This window comes from Exiguobacterium sp. SH5S13, from assembly GCF_004337085.1.
In the GTDB taxonomy this organism is placed as follows: Bacteria; Bacillota; Bacilli; order Exiguobacteriales; family Exiguobacteriaceae; genus Exiguobacterium; species Exiguobacterium aurantiacum_A.
Genome location: NZ_SJUS01000004.1, coordinates 66,355 through 90,901, shown reverse-complemented (window position 1 = coordinate 90,901; position 24,547 = coordinate 66,355). Strand labels below are relative to the sequence as shown.

Below are 24,547 nucleotides of genomic sequence, written 5' to 3'. Positions count from 1 at the left end.
TATGTTAAATTTCAAAAGTCTTTATCGTATTAAAGTGATAACAAGAGAAAGAACTTATGATTCGAAAGGTGTTGGAACTCATGAATGCTGTATTATTAGCTGTCATTGTCTTATTTGCTCTCGCGATCAGTCGTGTCCATATCGTCTTATCGCTCATCCTCGCCGCCATCGTCGGTGGACTTGTCGGAGGACTCGGTTTCAACGACACGTTGACCGCTTTCAGCGACGGGCTTGGTGGCGGTGCCACGATCGCCCTCAGCTACGCCCTGCTCGGTGCGTTCGCCGTCGGCTTGTCAAAGACCGGCCTGCCTGACGTCCTGGCTGAACGGTTGATCAGCATGTCTGGCCGTGATGTGACCGGCAAGAGTGTCGGTCGCGTCAAAGCGTTACTGCTGTCGCTGCTGCTCTTACTCGCTATCAGCTCACAGAACGTCTTACCGATCCACATCGCCTTCATCCCGATCGTCGTACCGCCGTTACTCGTCTTGTTCAATGAGTTGAAACTCGATCGCCGGCTCGTCGCGACGATCCTCACGTTCGGGCTTGTCACACCGTACATGTTGCTACCGGTCGGCTTCGGCGGCATCTACTTGAACGAGATTTTGCTCCCGAACGTCGAGACGAACGGGATGGCCGTCGGTGACGTCAATATCGTCAGCATCATGGCCATCCCGGCACTCGGGATGCTCGTCGGACTCATCACCGCTTTCTTCCACTACCGGAAACCGCGGTCGTATGAAACGATCCAACTCGGTCCGAGCGACTATGAGGTCCGCACGTTGAGCAACATGAAGATTTGGTTGACGGCGATCGTCGTCTTGGTCGTCTTGGTCGTTCAATTGCAGACCGAATCGATGATCGCTTCGGCCGTGACCGGTTTGATCCTGTTGACGCTCTTCCGTCTCATCCCTTGGTCAGAAGCGGACGATATCTTTACGAGCGGCATGCGCATGATGGCCTTCATCGGTTTCGTCATGATCGCCGCGAGCGGATTCGCCGCCGTCATCCGTGAAACGGGTGCGATTGAACCGCTCGTGAGCGGAGCAAGCAACTTGATGGGTGACTCGCAGTTCCTCGCCGCCCTCGTCATGCTCCTCGTCGGTCTCGTCATCACACTCGGTATCGGCTCGAGCTTTTCGACCATACCGATCATCGCCGCCATCTTCGTGCCGTTATGTATCCAGTATGGTTTCTCGGTCGAGGCGACGATCGCCATCATCGGAACGGCCGGAGCACTCGGTGACGCCGGTAGCCCGGCGAGTGATTCGACGCTCGGACCGACGAGCGGTTTGAACGCGGACGGGCAACACGACCACTTGCGTGAGACGGTCTGGCCGACGTTCCTCCACTACAACATCCCGCTCATCATCTTCGGCTTGATCGCCGCGATGGTATTATAATCACTTGCGGTTACGCCGCGCGTAAATCGTGCCCAGTAAGACGAGTACAAGTAAAAACCAAAACCCGGTATACATGAGGACTTCCATTAGCATCTCTGACTCCTCCTGTTGATCAATCTAAAAAGGAGCGACGAAATCGTCGCTCCTTTTTATGATGAAGTTTTTAGACGAGATTGACAAGCCTCCAAGTAAGCGTCGACCGTTTCAGCGACTTCTCGCCCTTCGCGGATCGCCCAGACGATCAAACTTTGTCCGCGTCTCGCGTCTCCGGCGACGAAAATGCCGTCTACGTTCGAAACGTAATCTCGTTTCGCTTCGATGCCTAGTTTCCGTAATTCGGATTCAGGGCGCTCAAAACCGATGGCGACGAGGACGAGGTCGGCCGGATACGTCTTGTGTGAATCTTCGACGACGAAGAACGTCGCGTGACCGTCTGGTTTGACGATCTTCTCCATCCGTTCCGTCTCGATGCCGGCGACGCGACCGTCTTGGTTAATAACTCGGTTCGAGCGGATCAAATACGTTCTCGGGTCATGCTCGTAACGTTCGATCGCCTCGGCGTAAGCATAATCGACCGAAAGCGTGTCTGGTTGAAGTGGCCACGGACGTTCTGGCGCCCGGAACATGCCTTTTTCCGGGTGTTTGCCGAACTGTGTGACCGATTTCGCACCTTGCCGGATCGCCGTCGCGACACAATCGGCCCCGGTGTCACCGCCACCGATGACGATGACGTCTTTCCCGGCCGCGTCATACTGTGCGTCGATCATTTTTCCGCCGAGCACCCGTGTCGACTCGGTCAAATAGTCCATCGCCGGTTCGACGCCGGTCGCATCGTCCCCTTCGATTCCGAGCGTCCGCTGTTTCTGCGCCCCCGTCGCCAGGATGACGGCATCAAACTTGTGGCGGAGTGACTCGACCGTCACATCAACACCGACGTTGACACCTGTCTTAAAGCGGATTCCTTCCGCCGCCAGCAAGTGAATCCGGCGCCGGACGACGTCTTTATCAAGCTTCATGTTTGGGATTCCGTAAAACAACAACCCGCCCGCCTCGTCAGCTTTTTCATACACAGTGACGTGATGACCGATTTGATTCAACTGGTCCGCCGCAGCGAGACCCGCTGGACCGCTGCCGATGATGGCGACCGAGCGTCCGGTCCGCATCTGGACGAGGCGCGGCTGGACCCATCCTTCTTCGAACGCGCGGTCGATGATCGTCCGTTCGATCGATTTGATGGCGACCGGGTCCTCGCTGATGCCGAGCGTACACGACCCTTCACATGGGGCCGGACAAACGCGGCCCGTGAACTCTGGGAAGTTGTTCGTCTCCATCAACCGCTCGTAAGCGCGATACCAGTCTTGGTCCGAGACGAGCTTGTTCCATTCCGGAATCAAATTGTGGATCGGGCACCCGATCGTCTCTTGCCCGATCATGTCACCGACGTGACAAAACGGGGTCCCGCAGTCCATGCAGCGCTCGGCCTGCTTGACGATCGGTTCATCGTCCATCCGGGATGCATATTCATCATAGTCACGTATCCGCTCGAGCACTGTCCGCTCAGGGAGCGTCTCACGTGGGATATCGATAAATTTATGTCTCATACTACGCCTCCTTCAGTCACGACCCGGAACAGTTCGAGGGCACGGTCTGCCTCGTTCAGTTCCGGACGAGTGGCTTCAATTTGACGCATGACGTCAAGTACGTTCGCATAATCGCGAGGTACGATTTTGACGAAGCGCTTCCGCTCGTCATCGAACGACTCGAGGATACGACTCGCTTTCACACTATCCGTGTGGAATTGATGCATCTCGAGCAGCGAATAAATCTGTTCTGTGTCCTCATCGGTCAACTCGCGTTCGACCGCTACGAGTTCCGTGTTGACGAGTTGGTCATAGTCTTGGTCACCGTATAGGAAGGCGACACCTCCGGACATCCCGGCCGCGAAGTTGCGGCCGACCGTTCCTAGGACGACGACCGTCCCACCGGTCATATATTCACACCCGTGATCCCCGACGCCTTCAGTGACGGTGACGGCACCTGAGTTTCGGACCGCGAACCGTTCCCCCGTGTGTCCGTTAAAGAATGCCATCCCCGATGTCGCCCCGTACAAGCAGACGTTGCCGGCGATGATTTGTTCGCTCTCGTCGAACGGGGCATGTTTCTCAGCGATGACCGCGAGTTTCCCGCCGCTCAACCCTTTTCCGACATAATCGTTCGCATCCCCGATCACAGAGATCGTGATGCCATGAGGAAGAAATGCGCCTAAACTTTGTCCGGCCGATCCGCTCAGTCGGAGTGAGATCGTATCTTCAGCCAAACCGATGTTGCCGTGAACTTTCGTCACTTCGTAGCCGAGCATCGTCCCGACGGCCCGGTCCGTATTGCGGACCCGCCCGACGAAGAACGTCGGTTGAAGCGATTTGATCGAACGCGATACGGCTGGGATCAATTTTCGATGGTCGTACGACTGAAAAGCCGGATGAGGTAACTCTTCCTTCCCCGGTAACGCTGTCGGGACCGATAACATCGGTGTCAAATCGAGCATTTTCGCTTTCGCGTGCTCCTGTTTCCAGGCGCTCTCTTCTAGCAAGTCCGTTCGGCCGATGACCTCACCGATCGTCTTCGCGCCGAGCGAGGCGAGTATTTCGCGCACTTCTTCGGCGAGGAACGTCATAAGATTGACGACGTGTTCCGGTTTACCCATGAACTTTTGGCGAAGCGCCGGGTCTTGTGTCGCGACGCCGACCGGACACGTGTCCAGATGACAGGCCCGCATCATGATACAGCCGAGCACGACGAGCGGTGCCGTCGCGAACGCGTATTCCTCCGCCCCAAAGATGGCGGCGAGGACGATATCGCGTCCGGTCATGAGCTTGCCGTCCGTCTCGAGCGTGACGCGGCCGCGAAGTCCGTTCAATGCGAGCGTCTGGTGTGTCTCAAGCAATCCGAGCTCCCACGGGAGACCAGTATGCTTGATCGACGTTCGAGGCGAAGCACCTGTCCCGCCATCGTAGCCGCTGATGACGATCGTGTCGGCGTTCGCCTTGGCGACGCCGGCCGCAATCGTTCCGACACCGGATTTCGAGACGAGCTTGACGCTCACTTTTGCTTGCGGATTGACGTGCTTCAAGTCAAAGATCAACTGGGCCAAGTCTTCGATCGAGTAGATGTCATGGTGCGGTGGCGGCGAGATGAGCCCGACACCTGGGACCGAGCCGCGCACTTCGGCGACCCACGGGTAGACTTTATTGCCAGGCAACTGCCCACCTTCCCCTGGTTTCGCACCTTGCGCCATCTTGATTTGAATCTCATCGGCATGATACAAATATTCGGCCGTGACACCAAATCGTCCACTTGCCACTTGTTTGATCCGACTGATGCGCTCGTTCCCGTCCGCGTCAGGAGTGAAGCGGTTACGGTTTTCGCCGCCTTCACCTGAGTTGCTCTTCCCGCCGATCCGGTTCATGGCGATGGCGAGCGTCTCATGTGCCTCTTTCGACAGTGAGCCGAACGACATCGCGCCCGTCTTGAAACGGCTGACGATCGAGGCGACCGATTCGACCTCGTCGATCGGGATAGGCTCTTGCGATTTAAAGTCGAACAACTGTCTTAAAAATTGACCGGATGCTTCGTGCTGTTTGACGTAAGCGTCATAGTAACGGCGTTCGTTCTCACGGCACGCCCGCTGCAACAAGTGAATCGACTTAGGGTTAAAGGCGTGCTCTTCTCCGTCGGCTCGCCACTGGAAATCTGCTCCCGCTTCAAGCGGACGGTCACGGCTAAACGCCGATTCGTGCTGACGCCGTGATTCTGCTTCGAGCTCCTTGAACCCGATCCCGGACAGTTGTGACGTCGTCCCGCGGAAATGACGGTCGATCAATGCGCGGTCGATGCCGACCGCCTCAAAAATTTGTGCTCCCCGGTAACTTTGCACGGTCGAGATCCCCATCTTCGACATAATTTTGACGATTCCATCGACTGCAGCCGTTTGATAGCGGCGGATTGCTGCTTCGACCGAGAACGAAATCAATCCGGCTTCTACCGCTTCCGCGATCGTCGCGTACACTAAATACGGATAGACCGCATCGGCCCCGTATCCGATCAAAGCGGCGGCTTGGTGCACTTCTCTCACTTCTCCGCTTTCAGCGATGAGACTGCATGACGCCCGTAAGTTCGACCGAATCAAATGTTGATGGACCGCGCTCATGACGAGCAGGGCCGGCATCGCGAGCGATGACTCGGACATGTCACGGTCAGACAAGACGATGACTTCAGCCCCATCTCGGACGGCCGCATCGACACGTTCAAACAATGACTCGAGCGAACGTTCGAGGTCTGTTTCATACGTTGTCGTGATGCGGGCGACGTTCATTTTCAACTTCACCGCCTCGACTGTCGCCGCGTCAATGATCGGATGTTCGAGCCAGACGCGGCGGGCGTGTCCCCGACCGGTATGAACCGGATTCGCTTGAGGACCGAGCCAAGTGAACGTCGCCGTGACGATTTTCTCGCGCAACGCGTCGATCGGCGGGTTTGTCACTTGGGCGAAGTGTTGCTTAAAGTAATGGAACAGCGACCGCGGTCGCTCTGACAAGACGGCGACCGGTTGGTCATGGCCCATCGAGCCGATCGGATCTTTTTTCTCGAGGATGAGCGGCACGAGATATTGCTCGATATCCTCTTTCGTGTATCCGAACGCCCGTTGTTTACGGTGCACCTGTTCGACGACCGGTTCATTCACAGGCTGGTCCGCAATCGTCGTCATCTGCTTCAACCATTTCCCGTACGGTTCGGCCCGGGCGATTGTCTGTTTGATCTCTGCGTCTGGGATGAGACGTTTCGATTCCAAGTCGATGAGGAGGAGCTGCCCGGGACGGAGACGCTGCTTCGTCTTGACGTTCTCCGCATGGACCGGGATGACCCCGCTCTCAGACGACAGGATGAGTTCCCCGTCCATCGTCTCGATATAACGCATCGGCCGCAAGCCGTTCCGGTCCAAGATTGCCCCGATTTGACGCCCGTCCGTGAAGACGACGCCCGTCGGTCCGTCCCACGGCTCCATGATCGACGAATGGTACTGATAAAAGTCTTTTTTGAACGGATCCATCGATACTTCGGCGAACGGCTCAGGGATGAGCATCATCGCCGTGTGTGCGATCGAACGACCGGTCCGAGTGAAGAACTCGAACGCGTTGTCGAGCATCGAGGAGTCACTGCCCGTTTCTTGGAGCACGGGGAACAGTTCGTTCACATCATCGAACAGGTCGGTCGAGGTCACACCTTCGCGGGCACGCATCGCATCGATGTTCCCGCGCAACGTGTTGATCTCACCGTTATGCACGATCATCCGGTTCGGATGGGCCCGCTCCCATGACGGGAACGTGTTCGTCGAGAACCGTGAATGGACGATCCCGAACGTGCTCTTATAAGCCGGCGATTGCAGATCGAGATAAAACCGCTCAATCTGGATCGGCGTCAACATCCCTTTATAAACGATCGTCTTCGTCGACAGGCTCGGAAGATAAAGGTTTAATTCGTCTGTTTTCTCGATCATCCGGCGAAGCTGATAGAGCGAGCGTTCGTTTGAATCGTAGTCCGCGAACGGGCACGACACGAACCATTGATAAATCGTCGGTTGTGTCACCCGAGCGTGTTCACCGATCGCCAAACTGTCGACCGGTACTTCCCGCCAGGCGATCGTCGCGAAATCGAGTTCATCGGCGAGTCGCTCCATTTGTTGTTGCTTGTCGCGCAACTTTGTCTCGTTCGGTTGGAAGAACACCATGCCGACCGCATAGCCCCCCGGCGCTGGCAAGTTCATCGTCTGAGTGAATAACTCGTGTGGCAACTCGGTCATGATGCCGGCCCCGTCACCAGCGTCGATGACGCCTTGCCCACCTCTATGTTCGAGCTTACAGAGCATCGATAGCGATTTGCTGACGATCTCGTGCTTTGTTTCTCCCATTAAATTGACATATAACCCAATACCGCATGCGTCTTTTTCGAATCGTGGATCGTACAAACTTGTTCGCTCCATCGAATCAGCCCCTCTCTATCCATCTTGTTCGTAATTTTTATTCTGTTCTAAATATTCTGAAAAATCAAGTATGTTGAATAGATTTTTGCATAACGGTAACGGGATGAATATTTTTTGTAAGCGGATACATATTTGATATCAGGGGATTTCTCAAAACAACTTATAATCCATAATGAATATTTATCCATCAAATATATTTATGTATAGGTTCATCAGAACTTGTTATTCCCAAAGAAAAAGATAGCCCGTTTAGGCTATCTTTTTGCTTGTCATACTGTTTTTCTAGAGTGATGCAAAAACGAACGCGGCCGTTTCCAAATGATCAAGCCGACGTAACCGAGCGCGAGCACGATGAGCGCGCTCACGAGGACGACGTAAAGCGTCCCGTTGTCGATTCGGGCGAAGATGCCCACATACGCCCAGGCGAAGACGAGCGGGTAGATGAAGTCGCGGTGCCACCACATGAACACCAAAGCGAGGACGACCCCGACCATGAGCATGAGTGACGTCCATGCCAACTCATCTAAGCCGAGCAACGTCGTAATCCGTTCCGTCTTCATGACGATGAAGACGTTAACGATCGTCGCGACCGACACCCAGCCGAGGTAAACCGAGAATGGGAAACGGTCAAGCCAGCTCGTCGACGTGCGGAAGGCGATGTAATACAACCAAGCGAGCGTCGCTAAAAAAGCGGCCATGACGACGAGCGAGGCGATGAACCACTCGTTTGTGAACGCGAGCAGCCAAAGACCGTTCAAAATACACGACACGAGAAAACCTGCCTTCATCCGGTTAGCCTGTCGGTTCGCGACCGACCCTTTCTTCAATTGGAGTACGAGCCATACTGCGAGCGCGACGTAAATGAGTCCCCAAATCGAGAAAGCGTATCCGGCCGGCTTGAAATAAATATCGATCCGGTCTGACACGGCCGCGTTATTACCGCTCGCGAAGTAGTTGATGACGACTGTTGCTAAAAACGCCAGCCAGTTGACTAAAGGCCATTTTGACAAGTCCATAAATAGGATCTTCCGAAGAAGACCTGACACCTCCTTTATTAACATAGTATTCTATACCCGTGTGTCTCTGCTCATACACAAGCGAAATGAAAAAGAGACTCAAATAATGAGTCTCAATCAGTGTGAACTACTCACCACTTATTTGCTTCGCAACTTGAAGTGGGAGCTTCTTGGGAAGACCGTGCTTTGACCAGCCACGGTTGTGGACCAAGCTCGTCGGGCAGTCCCTGCCCTGGAGTGTTTCAGTCGGCGAGACCCAACAGGTTGAGGCTCGCGTTGACGTCGCGGTCATGGTGCGTGCCGCATACGGCGCATGTCCACTCGCGGACGTGCAGGTCCTTCTTGCCGCCGTTCTCGCCACAGGCCGAACAAACCTGGGTCGAGGCGAACCACGGGTCGGCCTGGATCAGTGTGCGGCCGTGGAACCTGCATTTGTAGGCGAGCTGGCGGACGAACTCGCCCCATCCGGCGTCCCCGATCGACTTTGCCAGGCGGCGGTCCTGCATCATCTCCCTCGGTTTCAGCGTCTCGACGACGACGACTTGGTTCTCGTCGACGATGCGTCGTGACAGCTTGTGGAGGAAGTCATGTCGGCGGTTCCGTACCTTTTCATGCTTTTTGGCCAATAGGAGCCGCGCCTTCTCGCGGTTCCGGCTGCCGGGCTTCTTGCGGGAGAGCGAGCGCTGCGCCCGTCTCAGCCGTTCCTCGGCCTCGCGCAGGTTGCGCGGGTTCGGGATCTTCTCCGTCACGAGCGCGTCGTTCGTCATGACGGCGAAGTCCCCGAGGCCGAGGTCAATCCCGATCTTGTGCTCGGCCGGGACCCAGGGCTCGTCGGCCTGCTCGACGAGGAGCGACACGAAGAACTTGCCCGTCTTCGTCATCGACACGGTCGCCGACCGGATCTCGCCGTCGAAGATTCGGTGTTGTGTGAAACGGATGAACCCGACCTTCGGGAGCCGGACCCGGTCCCCCTCGATGCGGATCGTGCCGTGCTGGTTGTTCGTCGTGTAGGAGGCGCGCGCCTTCCGTCTCGACTTGAACACCGGGAAGCCGGCCCCGTCCCGGCGAAGAACTTCGCGAACGCCGCGTCGAGGTGAAGCTTCGCGTTGGCGAGCGCGAGGCTGTCCGCCTCGGCGAGGAACGGGAACAGGGGCTTGTACGAGGCGGGCACAGCCGATCGTCCTGACCAGGAAATCGGCCTGTTCCGCCGTCGGGTGGAGCCTGTATTTGTAGCCCTTCAGCATGTCTCCCCCTCCTCTCGGCCGATGATCGTGATGAACGCCTTCCTCATCCGATACCCGCGACGGGGGAAGGGAAATCTGACGGAATCACGAACTTATGTTCGTCATATCTGTCACAGGGGTGGCCAAGAGGTTTATGTACGGGCGATTCATCTCCCACCTACGCTAGGCCTCGCCCCAGACGCTTAGAGGTGGGAGAATTCTCGCTTAATTATGTTAAAATTCGATAGTATCAGGGTCTGGACCGATGCGTTCATGTGTCGCGACCGCATCGATTTTCGCCATATCGTCCGCATCGAGTGTGAAGTCGAAGACGTTGAAGTTTTCTTCGATCCGGTGTGGTGTGACCGATTTCGGCAAGGCGACGTTCCCTGTCTCTAAGTGCCAACAGAGGACGACTTGGGCCGGTGTCTTCCCATGCTTGTCAGCGATTTCGGCAAACACCGGGACATCGAGGAATTTTCCTTGCATGAGCGGGCTCCACGCCTCGATTTGAATACCTTCATCTTGGCAGTACTCGACGAGGTCCGGTTGCGGGAGTTGCGGATGAAGTTCGACTTGGTTGATGAGTGGCGTCATCAGACCCGCTTCTTTCAACGCTTCAAGGTGATGCTCTTTGAAGTTCGAGACGCCGATCGCTTTGATTTTTCCGGCCTCATACAAGTCGACAAGATCTTTCCAAGCGGCGACGAAACCGTCGACCGGCCAGTGAAGCAGGCACAAGTCCAAATAGTCGGTCTCGAGGCGAGCGAGCGACTCGTCGAACGCATCCTTCGTCCGTCCTTGACGAATGTCCTCGTTCCAAATCTTCGACGTCAAAAAGATGTCGGCGCGGTTGACGCCTGAAGTCATAATCCCTTTGGCGACGCCTTCTTCGTTTTTATAGATAGCCGCCGTATCGATGTGGCGGTACCCGACTTTCAACGCCTCGGCGACAGCTTGCGGTGCCTCGGTCTCATTGTCTACTTGCCAGACGCCAAATCCGATCATCGGGATTTGAACGCCGTTTCGTAACGTTGCGAGTTGCATAAATCATTCCCCTTTCTAATCTGTCGAGCTGATTGTAACATACCCGACATCTTATTCCGAAAAACTAAATCGTCAAGTCTTTCCGTGTGAACCAGCCATAGCAAGTGACGATGATCAACACGTTCAGCGCTGTCAGCCAAAACAACGACAACCAAACCGAATCGCCTTGAATCAATGCGTTCGCGTCAAATAGAGAGAACATCGACAGGTTTCGCAACCAGTCGAGTTGATCGCTGAAGCCTGAGAAGATGTTGGCAATCAAGAAGATTGAAAAGATGCCGCCCGTAACCATGTACGACCGGGTGCTGTCATCGAACAGGCTCGCGAGCACGTAAGCGAGCGACCCGAGGACGAGCAAGATGAGACCGGCGTTGAGTTGCAACGTCCACAACAGACCGCTATCGATGTTTAAGTCGAACAACACGTTCGCGAGCATGAGGCTGAGCCCGTTCAACCCGACGAACAAGACGGTCGCGATGACCAGCAAGGCGATACTCGCCGTCACGTAGCCGCTTCTTGAAATCGGGGCCGCCATGTAGAGCATGACCTCGCCCGAGTCGACCGGTTTGGCCATGAGCCTTGACGCGAACGTCAACGCGAACAAGATGGCGAGCACGTAGAAGATGAGCCCATAATAGTTCCCGGCGAGCAGGTTGATGACGTTGTCCATCGCGAGATTCGGGTCGATCTTGAACACGTCGAGCAGCTCTGGCGGTAGTGAATCGAGCTTCCCTTCGATCAGGCCGGTCTCTTGAATCGATGGGAAGATGGCCGCCAAGAAGAACAAGTACACACTCGTCCCGAGCGCGTAACCTAATATCCAACCCCGATTTTGCTTGAACAGTGACGATACGAGTACCATTTAAGTCGCCTCCCCGTAATATTGCATGAACATGTGCTCGAGTTCGTCGGTGCCGCTCGTCAAAGACGCGATGTCGTGACGGGCGAGCAGCTCGATCAAGCCGTTCAACTCTTCTGACGTCGATAACGACACCGTGACGAATGTCTGTTCACGTGTCCCGATCTGTTCGCTCAATTTGATCGCCGCCGTCTCGTCTTTCATGCCGATGCGATACGTCTTTTTGCTTCGCCGTTTCAGCTCCGCCATCTCTTCTTCGATGATCATCCGGCCGTCGCGGATGAGGGCGGCCCGGTCACACGTCTTCTCCATCTCCGGGAAGTGGTGCGAGCTCATCAAAATCGCTTTCCCGGCCGCTTTTTCAGCGAGCACCCAGTCGACGAGACGCACTTGCATGAGCGGGTCGAGCCCGCTCGTCGGCTCGTCGAGGACATATACAGGAACGTCTTTCATGAAACACGTGACGATGGCGAGTTTTTGCTTCATCCCTTTCGACATCTTCCGGACTTTCAAACCCGTATCGAAAGCGAACACGTCGAGCAATTGACGCTCCCGCTCCGCACTCGTCACGTGAAGACGTCTCGTGAGACGAATGACTTCTTCCCCGGTCATGTCTTGCGGGTAGTTGATCTCACCTGGCAAATAGCCGACGAGCGCCTTCACCGTCTCGGTCTCCTTCCAGCAGTCATGCCCCATCACGGTCGCTTTCCCTGAGTCGGCGTGGAGCAGTCCCATCAAATGACGAATCGTCGTCGACTTCCCGGCCCCGTTCGGACCGATGAAGCCGAAAACGGTGCCGGGCTCGACACGGAACGAGACGTCGAAAATGCCGTGCGTCTGGTCAAACCGTTTCGTCAACTTTTCAATTTGGATCATTTCGCCCTCTCCTTTTTGAAATATAAACATGATATGATTACAAAACTAGTATATCACGTTATTTTTTGAAATGGAAATGGTATATTGATTACAAAACAATGGAGAAGAGGGATGAAGGTGGACGGTTTTACGAAACGGACAGAGACGAAACAACGGGCCATACTTGATGCCGCCAAGTCGCTGATGGGCGAGAAGCAGTCACGCTTCACGATCAGTGAACTTGCCCGCTCTGCCTCAGTCTCACCTGTCTCAATTTACAATTACTTCGGCTCGAAGGAACAAGTCGTCCTTCAAGTGCTCACGCGTCTCACCGAAGATGAGATGGGCTGGATCGATGAGCGCATCGGGGAACACATCCCGTTCGAGGAGTTACTGATTGAGATATTAAGACGGAAAATTGAATCAGCGGCATTGTTCGATGACGCGGTGTTATCAATCGTCACGGCCGACCCGTCGTGGCAACAACTCGCTGCCCGTGGCTATGCCGCGTTTCGAAGCTTGATCGAGTACGGCAAGACGACCGGGGCGATCGACCCAGACGTATCGACCGATGCTTACCTTCGTTACGTTCGCTTGATGCAACAGGCAGTTTTATCAGATCCAGATTTCGCGTCGCACGAAATGACCGAGACAATGCAGGAGTATTTTCATTTTTTCTTGCACGGGATCATGCGACGAAGCCGTTAAAACAGGCGACAATCCGCGGATTGTCGCCTGTTTCGTTCACTGCAGTTGTCGGTAGACATGGTCTTCTATCGGATAAAGCGACAGATCAAGTTCGCAGTCTCCCGTCAGCACCAAGTCTGCAAGTACTTTGCCAATAAACGGGCCGACCGTCAAGCCCGATGAACCGAGACCGTTGGCGACGAGTAATTTCTCCGCCCCCGGCACACGACCGAGAATCGGGATCGAGTTCGGTGTGACCGGACGGAAACCGACACGCGTCTCGATCAATTCGGCTTCGGCTAAGCCAGGCGCCGACTCCAGACCTTTTGCGAGCACTTCATGGACACCGATCGCCGTCGGGCGTGCGTCGAACGCCTTACCCCGCTCATGGGTCGAGCCGATGACGACCCGACCCCCTTCGAACCCGAGCAAATACCGGCGTCGCGGTGGCATGACGACCGGCCAGTCCGATGCATCGACGTCTGTTAACTGGACGTGGACGATCTGCGCTTTCTCCCCCGCGACGCGTGCCGTATAACCGATTGGCTCGAGCAGTTCAGGCAACCAGGCCCCACACGCCAAAATGATTTCGTCCGCGTCGTAGCGGACGCCGTCACATTCGACGTGATAGCCGTCTTCTTCGACGAGAACGGCAGAGCCGTCGATAAGTTTCACGCCACGTTTGACGGCGACACGTTCGAGCGCCGCGCGCAACTTCTCGCCATCGACGCGGGCCCCGCCTTCGACGAGGAGCGCATCGTATTCATCTGACAGCGGTGGGAAAAGAACTTTCGCCTCTTCAGCCGACAGTCGAGTCAACTCACCGATCTCTGGTGCCTCTTCCCGGCGCAGCGTCGTCCGCTCAAGCATCTCGTTCAACTTCTTGTCTTCATGCAACGCGAGCGTCCCGACGCGTTTATAGCCGGTATCACGCTCACCCTCATTCATTAACTCGGCGACGACGTCTCTATAATAGCGGGCACCGCCTTTGGCGAGCGCGTACCAGGCTTTGTTGCGGCGTTGGGCGATCCACGGACAGACGATGCCTGCGGCCGCGTCGGTCGCCCGGCCCACTTCTTTTCGATCGATGACGGTGACGTCGGCTTTCCCGGCCAAATGATAGGCAGCCGAGATACCGACGATGCCTGAACCGATGATAATAATTTTTTTCATAAGTTTCGCCCCCTTTAATCGCGAGGGCGGTCACATCCTTTCCTGTCTTCCTAAAAAAATCATCGGCCCAAGGCCGATGATCAGTCTCGCATCGCGAGGCGGTACAATAAGTCGAGCAATTCGATATAGAGCCAGACGAGCGTCACAATCAATCCGAACGCCGCCACCCATTCCAACTGCTTCGGTGCCCGGGCTTCGACTTGACGTGCGATATAGTCGAAGTCGAGGACGAGCGCGAGTGAGGCGATGATGACGATGACGAACTGGACACCGATCGCGAGCGGTGACGACCCCGTCATGAACGGAAGTCCGGAACCGAAGAAACTCATGCCGATCTGGACGAGATACAATAGCATGACCGTGAAGATCGCGGCCGTGACACCGGCCCGGAACTTTTGCGTCACTTTGACGAGCCCGGTCGAATAGACGAACCACATCGCGAACGCGACGATAAATGTCGTCAAGACGGCGCGACCGACGATGCCCGGTGCCATCGCTTCAAAGAAGTACGAAATCGAACCGACGAACACCCCTTCGACGATGCCGTAGAGTGGTGCGACGACAGGCGCCGTGTTTGGTTTGAAGGTGATGATGAGCGCCATGATCAAGCCAAGAATGAGCGAGCCGATCATGAGTGGGAACAAGAGCGCTTCCCCGATCGTCGGAACGAGCAGCCATGTCGTACCAGCCGCGGCCGTCACGAGCAAGAGTAACGTGAACACTTTCGACCACGTACCGGCTTTCGTCATCGGCTCCGTGCTATAAGCAGTCGACTCCATCGATTTACGGAGAATTGGGTTAGATTTTAAGTTCAACTGTAGAAATCTCCTTTATTCTTTTTTCAGTTTTTGGCCATGACCTTGATAAACTCACGCATATAGTCGGGCAGATCTGGCGGACGACGGCTCGAGACGATATGGCCATCGACGACGACCGGCTCATCGTGCCAGATCGCGCCCGCGTTTTCCATGTCGTCTTTAATGCCCGGTGTACTCGTCACGTTGACGCCTTGAAGAATGTTGGCTGAAATCAATACCCAGCCCGCGTGACAGATTTGACCGATCGGCCGTTTTTGCTCATCCATGTAGCGGACGAAGCCTTTCACCGAGTCGAAACGGCGCAACAAGTCGGGCGACCAGCCGCCCGGGACGAGCAACGCATCATACGACGAGATGTCGACGTCGTCGAACGCCACGTCCGACTTGGCCGGGACGCCATACTTCCCAATATAAGCGTGATCCGCTTTCTCGCCAGCGAGAATGACGTTCGCCCCTTCTTCACGTAACCGGTGGACCGGATACCAGAGTTCTAAATCTTCAAAGTCGTCACTGACGATCTGCAAAATATTCATACCTTGTAACTTCATCGAATCCCTCCCTTTAATTGTCTTTCCCTAGTATACCCGAAATCGGACATCCCGAAAACGAATAATCACTGTCTCGTAGCTGTATATCGATTTTACAGTCAAGAAATCATCTACATCTTGTGGTAGATGTGATAACGTTAAAGATGAATGATTGAAAAGGGGGCACACCTACCATGAAACAATACCACGACTTATGTAACCATATTCTCGACCACGGCGTCGTCAAAGAAGACCGGACCGGTACCGGCACGACGAGCGTGTTCGGCTATCAGATGCGCTTCAACCTGCAGGACGGGTTCCCGCTCATCACGACAAAGAAATTACATACGCGCTCGATCATCCATGAACTGCTTTGGTTCATCTCTGGCGACACGAACGTCCGTTACCTACAAGACAACGGTGTCCGTATCTGGAACGAATGGGCGGATGAGGACGGCAATCTTGGCCCGGTATACGGTGCCCAGTGGCGCTCGTTCCCGAAACCAGACGGCTCGAGTGTCGATCAACTCGCCCAAGTGATCGAACAGATCAAGACGAATCCCGACTCTCGTCGACTCGTCGTGTCTGCTTGGAACCCTGGTCAACTCGATGACATGGCGCTCCCGCCGTGCCATCTGTTGTTCCAGTTTTACGTCGCCGACGGCAAACTGTCGTGCCAGTTGTATCAACGCAGCGCCGACACGTTCCTCGGCGTGCCGTTCAATATCGCGTCATACGCTTTGTTGACGCACATGGTCGCCCACGTGACCGGTCTTGAGGTCGGCGATTTCGTCCACACGCTCGGTGACGCGCACATCTATCATAATCACCTCGAGCAAGTGAAGCTGCAGCTGACGCGTGACACGCGCCCGCTTCCGAAACTGAACATCTTGCGTGACGTATCATCGATCGAGGACTTCCGGTTCGAGGACTTTGAACTCGTCGGTTACGACCCGCACCCGCACATTAAAGGAGCGGTTAGCGTATGATCATCCATGTCGTCGCTTGTGGATCGAATCGTGAAATCGGGAAAGACAACGGCTTGCTCTGGCGCCTGCCTGACGACTTGAAATACTTCAAAGCCGTCACTACGGGTCAGACAATCGTCATGGGACGAAAGACGTTTGAATCGATCGGCCGGGCGCTCCCAAACCGGCGCAACATCGTCGTCACATCGAACCGTGAGTTTTCAGCACCCGATGTCGAAGTCTGGCACGACCTCGATCGCATCCTCACCGCGCGCGACACCGAGGACTTCTTGGTCATCGGCGGGGCGACGCTTTATGAACAGACGATGCCAGTCACCGAACGCTTCTATATTACCGAGGTCGACGGGACGTTCGAGGCGGACACGTATTACCCGCTCACGCCGCAAAATCTCATCGTCACGGACGAACGGTTCCATCCGAAAGATGAGCGGCATGATTATAGTTTCACGTTCCGCCAATACGACAAAAAAGACATCGAATGAGATCGATGTCTTTTTCAATCCGGTAATTTTTCAAGCCATTGCTCAATTTTTTCTGTGATGACGTCGTTACGGTCTTGCTCCGCCAAATCATCGTACAGCGTCCCGAGCTCGGTCGCCGTCCGCTTCGTGACGGCAAGGATATGGCTATACTTGCCGCGTTGTTCTTTCACGGCCGATAGCGTTCCTTTCGTCGAGGTCGACCCTGACTCGTCTAAGATGAACATCTCGACGTTATCGTTACAGGCGTATAAGTCGTACGGCCGATAGACGACCTCGTAGCGCCGATGCTGTTTCGGCAGCTGTTCGGCGAGTGAGGCGTATTTTTGCGGGCTCATCGTCACGTAAGCGAGACGCTTCTCTTCTCGAACTGCAGACGAATAACGGATGATGCGGTTACGCCCGTCACGCTTCGCTTTATACAAGGCCTCGTCGGCATAGGCGCACCACTCTCCGAGCGTCATCCCGGTCTCGCAGACGCGCGTATAACCGATCGACACGGTGACATGGTGCTCGTAAGGAAACTCCATCTGCTCGATCCGCGTCCTGACCCGTTCAAGTACCGCGTCGACGACGGTCCGGTCGGAAACGTTAAGGATGACCAAAAACTCTTCGCCGCCGTACCGAATCAACTCATCGCTCGAGCGGATGGCTAGACGGATCTCTTCGGCGATGCGATGCAACACTTCGTCGCCATACGCATGGCCAAACGTGTCATTTAACTGCTTAAAGTGATCGATGTCTAAAAGTGCGAGCGTGAAGCTCTCTCCGGAACGCTCTAACCGGGAGACGAACCGGCTGAACGTCGCTTTTAAGTATTTACGGTTAAAAGCGCCCGTCAATTCATCGACGAGAAGCGCGTTCGAGACGAGCCGTGCCTTTTCAATATGTAAGCCGAGCCGGACGAGCCGTTCTTCCATCGGGATCCACGATTCCCAGTAATCATCAAAGCCGTATGAATAAGCGGCCAAGCGATAATGCTCATTCGTCCCGATGACGATGAGCGGCACATAGAGTTTCTTCATTTTGCTGACGAACGACTGAATGTCTCGCTCTGGGAAGTGAGACCATAGTTCGACATCCATGACGATCGCTTTCGGGACGTCTTCATAATCGTACTCGACCGCTTCTGCGATCGTCTGCAGAAACACCGGCCTCGCCCCTAACTTTTCAACTCTCGGTTTGTAGCGACTAAACGTAGAGAAACTGCCCGATAAAATCAATACTAAGTCTTCATCTTCTTGTTCGATTCCCAGAACCGTATGAATATACCGCTTGACCGGCGCAATCAACGCAATCGCTTCTGACTGCGTCAAGACGGGCGGCAGTTCACGCACATCAGACTCGACCCGGCTAAAAATCTCAAGCAGATGCATGAGTCGACGGTTTTTGACTTCCGTTTTCATCCAATCTAATAAAAACTCGATTTCGTTTTTTTGAATCTGTCTAGCTTCCGTGATTTTCGCCAAAATTCCATATACGCGATCTGTGAGTTGATGTTGCTCCATGCCCGCCCCCCCAGTTTCGTTCTCCCCGATATTCGCTTCTGTCTCTGATTATGCGACTTCGCCCACGAAAATACAACTATTTCCTCATTTAATTCCTATTGTTTGACATTAATCTAGTTCAAACGTCCTATAAAATCAAAAAAAAGAGCGGTTCAACGACCGCTCTCCCTGTTATTTACCAACTTTTAGATTAGGTGATGTCATCTCTTCCGGACGAATCCACTGGTCGAACTGCTCTTCAGTTAATAGACCTGTCCCGACCGCTGACTCTTTCAATGAGATGCCTTTTTTATGGGCATGCTTGGCAATCTTCGCAGCATTTTCATAGCCGATGTGCGGATTCAACGCCGTGACGAGCATAAGCGACCGCTCGACGTTATGGGCGATCACATCTAAATCCGGCTCGATCCCGACGGCACAGTGCACATCGAACGAATGAAGGCTGTCTGTCAATAAACGGCACGTCTGTAAAAAGTTGTACATGATGACCGGCTTAAAGACGTTCAATTCGAAGTTCCCTTGGCTCGCACCGAACCCGATCGTCGTATCGTTGCCGAGCACTTGGGCCGCGACCATCGTCAACGCCTCACTTTGCGTCGGGTTCACTTTTCCAGGCATGATCGAGCTACCCGGTTCATTTTCAGGAATCGTGATCTCGCCAATCCCGGCACGAGGACCAGAAGCGAGCCAGCGCACGTCGTTGGCGATCTTCATCGCGTCCATCGCGAGCGCCTTCAACGCCCCGTGCGTGAAGACGAGTTGATCGTGACTCGTGAGCGCGTGGAACTTGTTCACGGCTGTCACGAAACGTTTACCGGTCTCAGTCGAAATTTTGGCAGCGACAACTTCACCGAAATCCGGATGCGCGTTGATGCCTGTCCCGACCGCTGTCCCTCCGAGCGCGAGTTCTGTTAACGGTTCAAGCGTCCGTTCAATCATCTGTTTTGATAGTTCAAGCATGCGGACCCAGCCGCTGATCTCTTGCCCGAGCGTGACCGGCGTCGCGTCCTGCAAGTGGGTGCGCCCGATCTTCACGACGTCCATATACGTTTCGGCTTTCTTGTCGAGCGTCGCATGGAGCGCTTCGATCGCCGGAATGACTTTATCCTCGACGGCAAGGATGGCGGCGATATGCATCGCAGTCGGATACGTGTCGTTTGAACTTTGTGACTTGTTGACGTCATCGTTCGGATGAATCGTCAGCGACTGCCCGCGTGCTTTTAACTTGTCGTTCGCCAAGTGGGCGATCACTTCGTTGACGTTCATATTGGATTGTGTGCCTGATCCTGTCTGCCAGACGACGAGTGGGAACTCGGCGTCATGGTCACCCGCCACAATCTCATCTGCGACCTCGGCGATGATGTCCGCCTTGCCTTGCTCGAGGACCCCTAATTCAGCGTTGGCCAAGGCCGCGCCTTTTTTCAGAATCGCGAACGCATGAACGACTTCGAGCGGCATTTTCTCCGTCCCGATTTTAAAGTTCTCTAAGCTTCGTTGTGTTTGTGCTCCCCATTTTGCTGAAGCTGGGACGTTGATTTCCCCCATCGTGTCCCGTTCGATCCGATAATCCATGAAAATTCCCCCTCTTTTTTTGACTACGCTTTCATTTTAGCGAAATTTTTGCAAAAAAGAAACGTGCGCCTATGAGAATCGAAAAAAAGTCGAGACACGTCTCGACTTCTTCATCTACCAAGCAGCGCTGCCTTTGCGACCGAGTCAGCCCGGTTATCTGCCCGTGGGATCCACTTGATGAACGTGACCGGCAGTTCGTCGTAGGTGATCAACGCCTCAAGAAATAGCGGTTTAACCGATTTGTCTTTCATAAAGCGTTGCTCGAGCGCACGCACGATTGTCTCGGCGTCTGAATAAAACAGGAACGTCGACTCCCCTTCGAGCGCTTCAGCTTGTTTGAGCGCGAAGACGAGTGCCGCGAGCTCGGCTTGAACGCTCGATAGCCCGGTCCGCTTCTCTGTGAACGTAACGACCGTCCCATCGGACGCCTTTAGCCAGACACCGAGCCCGTTCTCCCCGGTCTGTTGATTCGTGGCCGCGTCAAAATAAACGTGAACCAAAGCGGTACGCCTCCCAGTCGGTCTCGATCGGAGCGTCGATATCGATTTGTGACAGACGCTTCGACAGCAACGCGACTTCTTCGTGACCGTCCAATTTTTTCGCATACTTTTGGTGTGCTTCAAGCAACTGTTCCGTTCGCAACAGCTCGTATAATTGCTCGACGGTATCGTATGACTGCACGAGGATCGTCGCCGTCTTCGGGCCGATCCCTTTGACGCCCGGAATGTTGTCCGACGCATCGCCTTGGAGCGCCTTCACATCGACGAACTGTAACGGTCTCACCCCGTACGTCGCTTCGAACAATTCTCGGCTCATCAACAGTTCCTCGCCTTTTTTAGGGACAATTTGAAATACGTTCGAAGATAACAGTTGATGCAAGTCCCGGTCGGACGAGTACATGTACGATTCCCCGGGGAACGCCGTCGCGACGGCCCCCATCAAATCGTCCGCCTCGTACCCGGCCAGCTCAGACTGAAAGATGCCGCGTTCCGTGAGCGCGGCCCGCAGTTTGACGTAATCATGAAACAACGGTTCCGGCAGACCGGTCCGGGTCGCCTTATAGTCGGGGAACAAGGCGAACCGATGGGTCGTCTCTCTTGGTCCGTCCCAAAAGAAAGCGATATGGGTAAACTCGTTCGTCCAGCCGTCGACTTTACGAAGCAAACCTTTCAACGTCACTTCGGGGTCGAGCGCCCGGCGCCGTTCGGTCGCAAAATAATAACGCGATAATAAGTTAAATCCATCTACTAGCATCAACCTCATCGTTCATTCACCTCACAAGCTTTCATCCCGCGTTCAAGCGCTTCCCGGTCAAGTTCTTTGCCGATCCAGACAAAAACAGACCGGGTATCGTCGCTCGGTTCATTGGCGAACGTCGCGCCCATCAACTGGTTCGTCGCCTGGACGACAAATTTTGAAGACTCGCCTTCAATACGGACAATCGCTTTGAGACGATAGACGTCTTGTTCATAGTGCATGAGCACTTCTCTGACGTAACGCGTGACCCGCTCGCGGTTTAACGGCACGTCGGTCGTGATCGTGATAGCCCGCAGCGTCGAGACGGACGTATGTCCGGCTGTCAGCTCGCCGAGCAGACGTTCATCGATGCGGGAGAGCTGGAACGTGTTCTCGAGTAACTCATACGCTCCGACCGTCTGCTCGGTCTCGATGACACGTACGGTCGGGTTCAATTCACGAATCCGGCCGTGGGCACGCTCGAGCTCGGCCTCGCTGACGAGATCGACTTTGTTGAGCAAGATCACATCGGCATAGGCGATTTGATGGATACCTTCGATGAACAGTTCGCGGTCCATCTGGCTCGCATCGACGACGGTCAAAATCGCCGTCAGTTTAAAGCGCGAGCGTAAGTAATCGTCGTAATAAATCGTCTGGATGATTGGGGCCGGGTCGGCAACACCTGTCGTCTCGATGACGATGCGATCGAACGACTCGCCTCGCGAGGCGAGTCGATAAAACGTCTTGCTCAAATCATTTTGGATCGAACAACAAATACAACCGTTCGACAGTTCGATCTGTTCTTGATCCATGTTGACGATCAATTGTTCGTCAATGTTGACCGAGCCGAGCTCGTTGACGATCAAGAGCAATCGTTCGTCCGTCGCTTCTAAAAGACGGTTCATATATGTCGTTTTTCCGGCGCCTAAAAAGCCGGTCACTAATTGCACGGGAATCATGCCTTGCACCTCACTTTATAAATTTTCGTGGACCCGTGCCCACTTCTCGTAGCGAGCGTCCAACAAGTCGATCAAATGGAGCAGCCACCCTTCGGTCGTGGCCGGCAGGACGCTAGAACCCCATTCCCGTTTTCCGTGGTGGGACAAGATCATATGCCAAATCCGGTGGTGGACGTCAAGCGGCAACGTGATGCCGGCGGCTTGTTGACTCTTCTCGAACAACAGCCCTCCGTATGGCATGTGACCGACCAGACTCCCCATCGGATTGATGGCGATCCCTGTCGTCTCACTCGTGCCGGTGACGTAAAACAGCTGCTCGAACCGTCTCGGTGACGACAACAGATGACTGTATTCGAACAACTTGCCGATATCATGGAACAAGATACCAAGCGCGAGTTCGTCCCAGCGGAGCGGTTCTTTCAGTTCTGCCATCGCCTCACACGCCGTATAGAGCGACTCAAACGTCCCACGGAACGCCTGCTCGACTTTAACACCGTTCATCGTATTCCATACGTCTACTTTGTGCAACTGCTCGGCTTCTTTGATGATCCGGAACGCAGTCGCCAAATAATCGTCTTGCTCTTGGATGCGGTAACCGAGTCGCAACATGCAGACCGTATGTTTTAACAGTCCACCGACGTAGTTGTGGTGATGATAGAGCGCAGCCGGGGCCAACACGAAATCGTCCCAATATTGATCGAGGAGCGCCAGCGCGATCGCCTCATAGTCCGAAGACAGCGTCGACAAAATCGCGAACAGCTCTTCGGCATACTGATCGAACGTCTCGTCGCCTGGAAGTCCAGGTAAGAGCGACACCGCCTCGTCCCGGGACATCGGTTGGACACGATCGATCGTAATCGATTTGGCGCCGTCCGGCTTCGGATAGACGTCAATCTTTCCTTCTAAGGCGATCACGCCCGATTCGTAAATCGGTAGCAGTTGGTCTTCGTTTCCCCGCAGCCAGTGTTTGGCCCGGATCAGCCCGCCAGACGTCGTCAAATTGAGTTGCAACCATTTGGCGCCAGACTTCCCTTCCCGCACCTCGACCGAACTGACGAGCGCATTCGTCTGGATCGGTGTCCCGTCCGACAAATCCGTTAGCCGAAGCGTCGACTTCTCGACTTTCGGAACTTGAAACCTGGCCCGGTCGAACGTACCACCACCTGCGACCGCGTCGATCTGTTGATAATAATTCATGATATGACCCCCTTTTCTTCTCTTTGCCCATTGTATCGTGTTTTATCGTTCGAGGCGAACATACTTTCGTTACTGGTCAGAAACTTGCGAGGAATATATTGAAAGCGCTTACCTATATTGTTACGATATAAGTAGTTACAAAAAGGGGGAACGATGATGATTTCACTACTAGACACGTATGAACGGTTGATCGCGACAGGGGAAGCGGCACGTTATGCAGATGTCCATCCAACGATTGACGGTATCCTTGAAGGGGCGGTCTGTCCCGTATCAGACAATGAGCTTGAACGGGCAGTCGCCGGTCACGCCGGAAATCCATATACGCACGACGACCTCATCGACTCGGTCGTCGCGCATGAGATGAAAGGGGCGATGGCCGCTTTAATCGTCTCAGGGTATCCGGTGCAAACACCGCTCGCGAAAGCGGTCGTCTTATCTGCCTTCGCCCGGACGAACCGGATGAATATCGATAAGCTGAAAGAGCTCGGTCACGCCGACCTGCTCGTCCGCATCCAGTCGGCCGACCGCTCGTGGAAACGGACGTATACGCACTTGTATCGGTCGAGTCCCGCCCAAATGTGCGAGCAACTCGACTCGTTGCTCGGTGGCTGCGCCATCCATCGCGTCCTCGAGGCGCTCCATGATGACCGCAACATAAAAACGGCATAAGAAAAGAGCGGTCCCCGGGCCGCTCTTTTCTTATGCTTCAATTAACCTTCCGTCATCTCGACCGCTTCCGGTTCGAACAACGTGACGTTCCGTGCTGGCGAGAACGTCGAAATCGCATGTTTATAAATCAACTGTTGGCGCCCTTCCGACTCGACGATCACTGTGAAGTTGTCAAATGATTTGATGACTCCGCGAATTTGGAAGCCACTGACTAAAAACACGGTCGTCGGAACCATCTCTTTGCGCAATTGGTTCAGAAAATGATCTTGGATGTTATAGCTTGCCTTCATGTTGCA

21 protein-coding genes and 1 pseudogene are annotated in these 24,547 nt (G+C 54.6%); 5 read left to right on the top strand and 17 right to left on the bottom strand.

Translation table 11 applies throughout. The annotated features are described in order from the left end of the window. Positions 1 to 80: 80 nt before the first annotated feature. Positions 81 to 1,400 (top strand): Na+/H+ antiporter family protein, encoded by a 1,320-nt coding sequence (locus EVJ30_RS03975; RefSeq protein ID WP_131457633.1) that lies wholly within the window; start codon positions 81 to 83, stop codon positions 1,398 to 1,400. 149 nt (positions 1,401 to 1,549) lie between these two features. On the opposite strand, the gene EVJ30_RS03970 is transcribed toward EVJ30_RS03975, so the two are convergent. From EVJ30_RS03970 to EVJ30_RS03940, 7 genes and pseudogenes are all read right to left on the bottom strand, one after another. Continuing rightward, positions 1,550 to 3,001, bottom strand: a complete 1,452-nt coding sequence (locus EVJ30_RS03970; protein WP_131457632.1) for a glutamate synthase subunit beta — start codon at positions 2,999 to 3,001, stop codon at positions 1,550 to 1,552. Beyond that, positions 2,998 to 7,437, bottom strand: a complete 4,440-nt coding sequence (gene gltB, locus EVJ30_RS03965; RefSeq protein ID WP_131457631.1) for a glutamate synthase large subunit — start codon at positions 7,435 to 7,437, stop codon at positions 2,998 to 3,000. The genes EVJ30_RS03970 and gltB overlap by 4 nt, the downstream gene beginning before the upstream one ends. 269 nt (positions 7,438 to 7,706) lie before the next feature. Further along, positions 7,707 to 8,453, bottom strand: a complete 747-nt coding sequence (locus EVJ30_RS03960; RefSeq protein ID WP_070327341.1) for a TspO/MBR family protein — start codon at positions 8,451 to 8,453, stop codon at positions 7,707 to 7,709. A 242-nt stretch (positions 8,454 to 8,695) separates the two neighbouring features. Next, positions 8,696 to 9,697 (bottom strand): annotated as a pseudogene (locus tag EVJ30_RS03955) (RNA-guided endonuclease TnpB family protein). Between the two features lie 213 nt (positions 9,698 to 9,910). After that, complete coding sequence (locus tag EVJ30_RS03950; protein WP_131459077.1) at positions 9,911 to 10,723, bottom strand: aldo/keto reductase; 813 nt, start codon at positions 10,721 to 10,723, stop codon at positions 9,911 to 9,913. 64 nt (positions 10,724 to 10,787) lie between these two features. Further along, the gene (locus EVJ30_RS03945; RefSeq protein WP_131459076.1) at positions 10,788 to 11,585 is read right to left on the bottom strand and encodes an ABC transporter permease subunit; all 798 of its coding nucleotides are present in this window, start codon (positions 11,583 to 11,585) and stop codon (positions 10,788 to 10,790) included. Continuing rightward, positions 11,586 to 12,458 carry an ABC transporter ATP-binding protein gene (locus EVJ30_RS03940; protein ID WP_236635978.1) on the bottom strand — a complete coding sequence of 291 codons (873 nt, stop codon included), beginning with the start codon at positions 12,456 to 12,458 and terminating at the stop codon, positions 11,586 to 11,588. 111 nt (positions 12,459 to 12,569) lie between these two features. Here EVJ30_RS03940 and EVJ30_RS03935 point away from each other — a divergent pair, with 111 nt between their 5' ends. Next, positions 12,570 to 13,145, top strand: coding sequence for a TetR/AcrR family transcriptional regulator (locus tag EVJ30_RS03935; protein ID WP_236635977.1), 576 nt, complete (start codon positions 12,570 to 12,572; stop codon positions 13,143 to 13,145). Between the two features lie 36 nt (positions 13,146 to 13,181). Here the strand turns inward: EVJ30_RS03935 and EVJ30_RS03930 are convergent, their stop codons facing one another. The 3 genes from EVJ30_RS03930 to EVJ30_RS03920 all read right to left on the bottom strand — a co-directional run bounded on the left by EVJ30_RS03930 (position 13,182) and on the right by EVJ30_RS03920 (position 15,663). After that, entirely contained in the window at positions 13,182 to 14,297 is a 1,116-nt protein-coding gene (locus tag EVJ30_RS03930) for an NAD(P)/FAD-dependent oxidoreductase (protein ID WP_131468067.1), read from the bottom strand. A gap of 80 nt (positions 14,298 to 14,377) precedes the next feature. Further along, positions 14,378 to 15,112, bottom strand: coding sequence for a Bax inhibitor-1/YccA family protein (locus EVJ30_RS03925; protein ID WP_084812878.1), 735 nt, complete (start codon positions 15,110 to 15,112; stop codon positions 14,378 to 14,380). Between the two features lie 26 nt (positions 15,113 to 15,138). Continuing rightward, on the bottom strand, positions 15,139 to 15,663 hold the full coding sequence (locus EVJ30_RS03920; RefSeq protein ID WP_070327347.1) for a type 1 glutamine amidotransferase domain-containing protein: 525 nt from the start codon (positions 15,661 to 15,663) through the stop codon (positions 15,139 to 15,141). A 173-nt stretch (positions 15,664 to 15,836) separates the two neighbouring features. Between EVJ30_RS03920 and EVJ30_RS03915 the strand changes: the two genes are divergently transcribed. Together EVJ30_RS03915 and EVJ30_RS03910 are read left to right on the top strand one after the other, a co-directional pair. Then, a complete protein-coding gene (locus tag EVJ30_RS03915) occupies positions 15,837 to 16,631 on the top strand; it encodes a thymidylate synthase (protein ID WP_131459072.1) in 795 nt (264 codons plus the stop codon). Beyond that, the gene (locus EVJ30_RS03910; RefSeq protein ID WP_131459071.1) at positions 16,628 to 17,113 is read left to right on the top strand and encodes a dihydrofolate reductase; all 486 of its coding nucleotides are present in this window, start codon (positions 16,628 to 16,630) and stop codon (positions 17,111 to 17,113) included. The genes EVJ30_RS03915 and EVJ30_RS03910 overlap by 4 nt, the downstream gene beginning before the upstream one ends. A gap of 14 nt (positions 17,114 to 17,127) precedes the next feature. Here the strand turns inward: EVJ30_RS03910 and EVJ30_RS03905 are convergent, their stop codons facing one another. From EVJ30_RS03905 to EVJ30_RS03880, 6 genes are all read right to left on the bottom strand, one after another. Further along, entirely contained in the window at positions 17,128 to 18,618 is a 1,491-nt protein-coding gene (locus EVJ30_RS03905) for a GGDEF domain-containing protein (RefSeq protein WP_131468065.1), read from the bottom strand. A 171-nt stretch (positions 18,619 to 18,789) separates the two neighbouring features. After that, positions 18,790 to 20,190, bottom strand: a complete 1,401-nt coding sequence (gene fumC, locus EVJ30_RS03900; protein ID WP_131468063.1) for a class II fumarate hydratase — start codon at positions 20,188 to 20,190, stop codon at positions 18,790 to 18,792. A 110-nt stretch (positions 20,191 to 20,300) separates the two neighbouring features. Next, positions 20,301 to 20,690 carry a reverse transcriptase-like protein gene (locus EVJ30_RS03895; protein ID WP_131459068.1) on the bottom strand — a complete coding sequence of 130 codons (390 nt, stop codon included), beginning with the start codon at positions 20,688 to 20,690 and terminating at the stop codon, positions 20,301 to 20,303. Beyond that, positions 20,671 to 21,453 carry a 5'-3' exonuclease gene (locus EVJ30_RS03890; protein ID WP_131459067.1) on the bottom strand — a complete coding sequence of 261 codons (783 nt, stop codon included), beginning with the start codon at positions 21,451 to 21,453 and terminating at the stop codon, positions 20,671 to 20,673. Before EVJ30_RS03890 ends, EVJ30_RS03895 begins: the two co-directional genes overlap by 20 nt. Continuing rightward, the gene (locus EVJ30_RS03885) at positions 21,450 to 22,385 is read right to left on the bottom strand and encodes a CobW family GTP-binding protein (protein ID WP_131459066.1); all 936 of its coding nucleotides are present in this window, start codon (positions 22,383 to 22,385) and stop codon (positions 21,450 to 21,452) included. The genes EVJ30_RS03890 and EVJ30_RS03885 overlap by 4 nt, the downstream gene beginning before the upstream one ends. 15 nt (positions 22,386 to 22,400) lie before the next feature. After that, positions 22,401 to 23,582 carry a TraI domain-containing protein gene (locus EVJ30_RS03880; protein ID WP_131459065.1) on the bottom strand — a complete coding sequence of 394 codons (1,182 nt, stop codon included), beginning with the start codon at positions 23,580 to 23,582 and terminating at the stop codon, positions 22,401 to 22,403. Positions 23,583 to 23,738: 156 nt separating this feature from the next. Between EVJ30_RS03880 and EVJ30_RS03875 the strand changes: the two genes are divergently transcribed. Next, entirely contained in the window at positions 23,739 to 24,251 is a 513-nt protein-coding gene (locus EVJ30_RS03875) for a hypothetical protein (protein ID WP_236635976.1), read from the top strand. 41 nt (positions 24,252 to 24,292) lie between these two features. Here the strand turns inward: EVJ30_RS03875 and hfq are convergent, their stop codons facing one another. Continuing rightward, entirely contained in the window at positions 24,293 to 24,541 is a 249-nt protein-coding gene (hfq, locus tag EVJ30_RS03870; protein WP_016509830.1) for an RNA chaperone Hfq, read from the bottom strand. Positions 24,542 to 24,547: the final 6 nt, after the last annotated feature.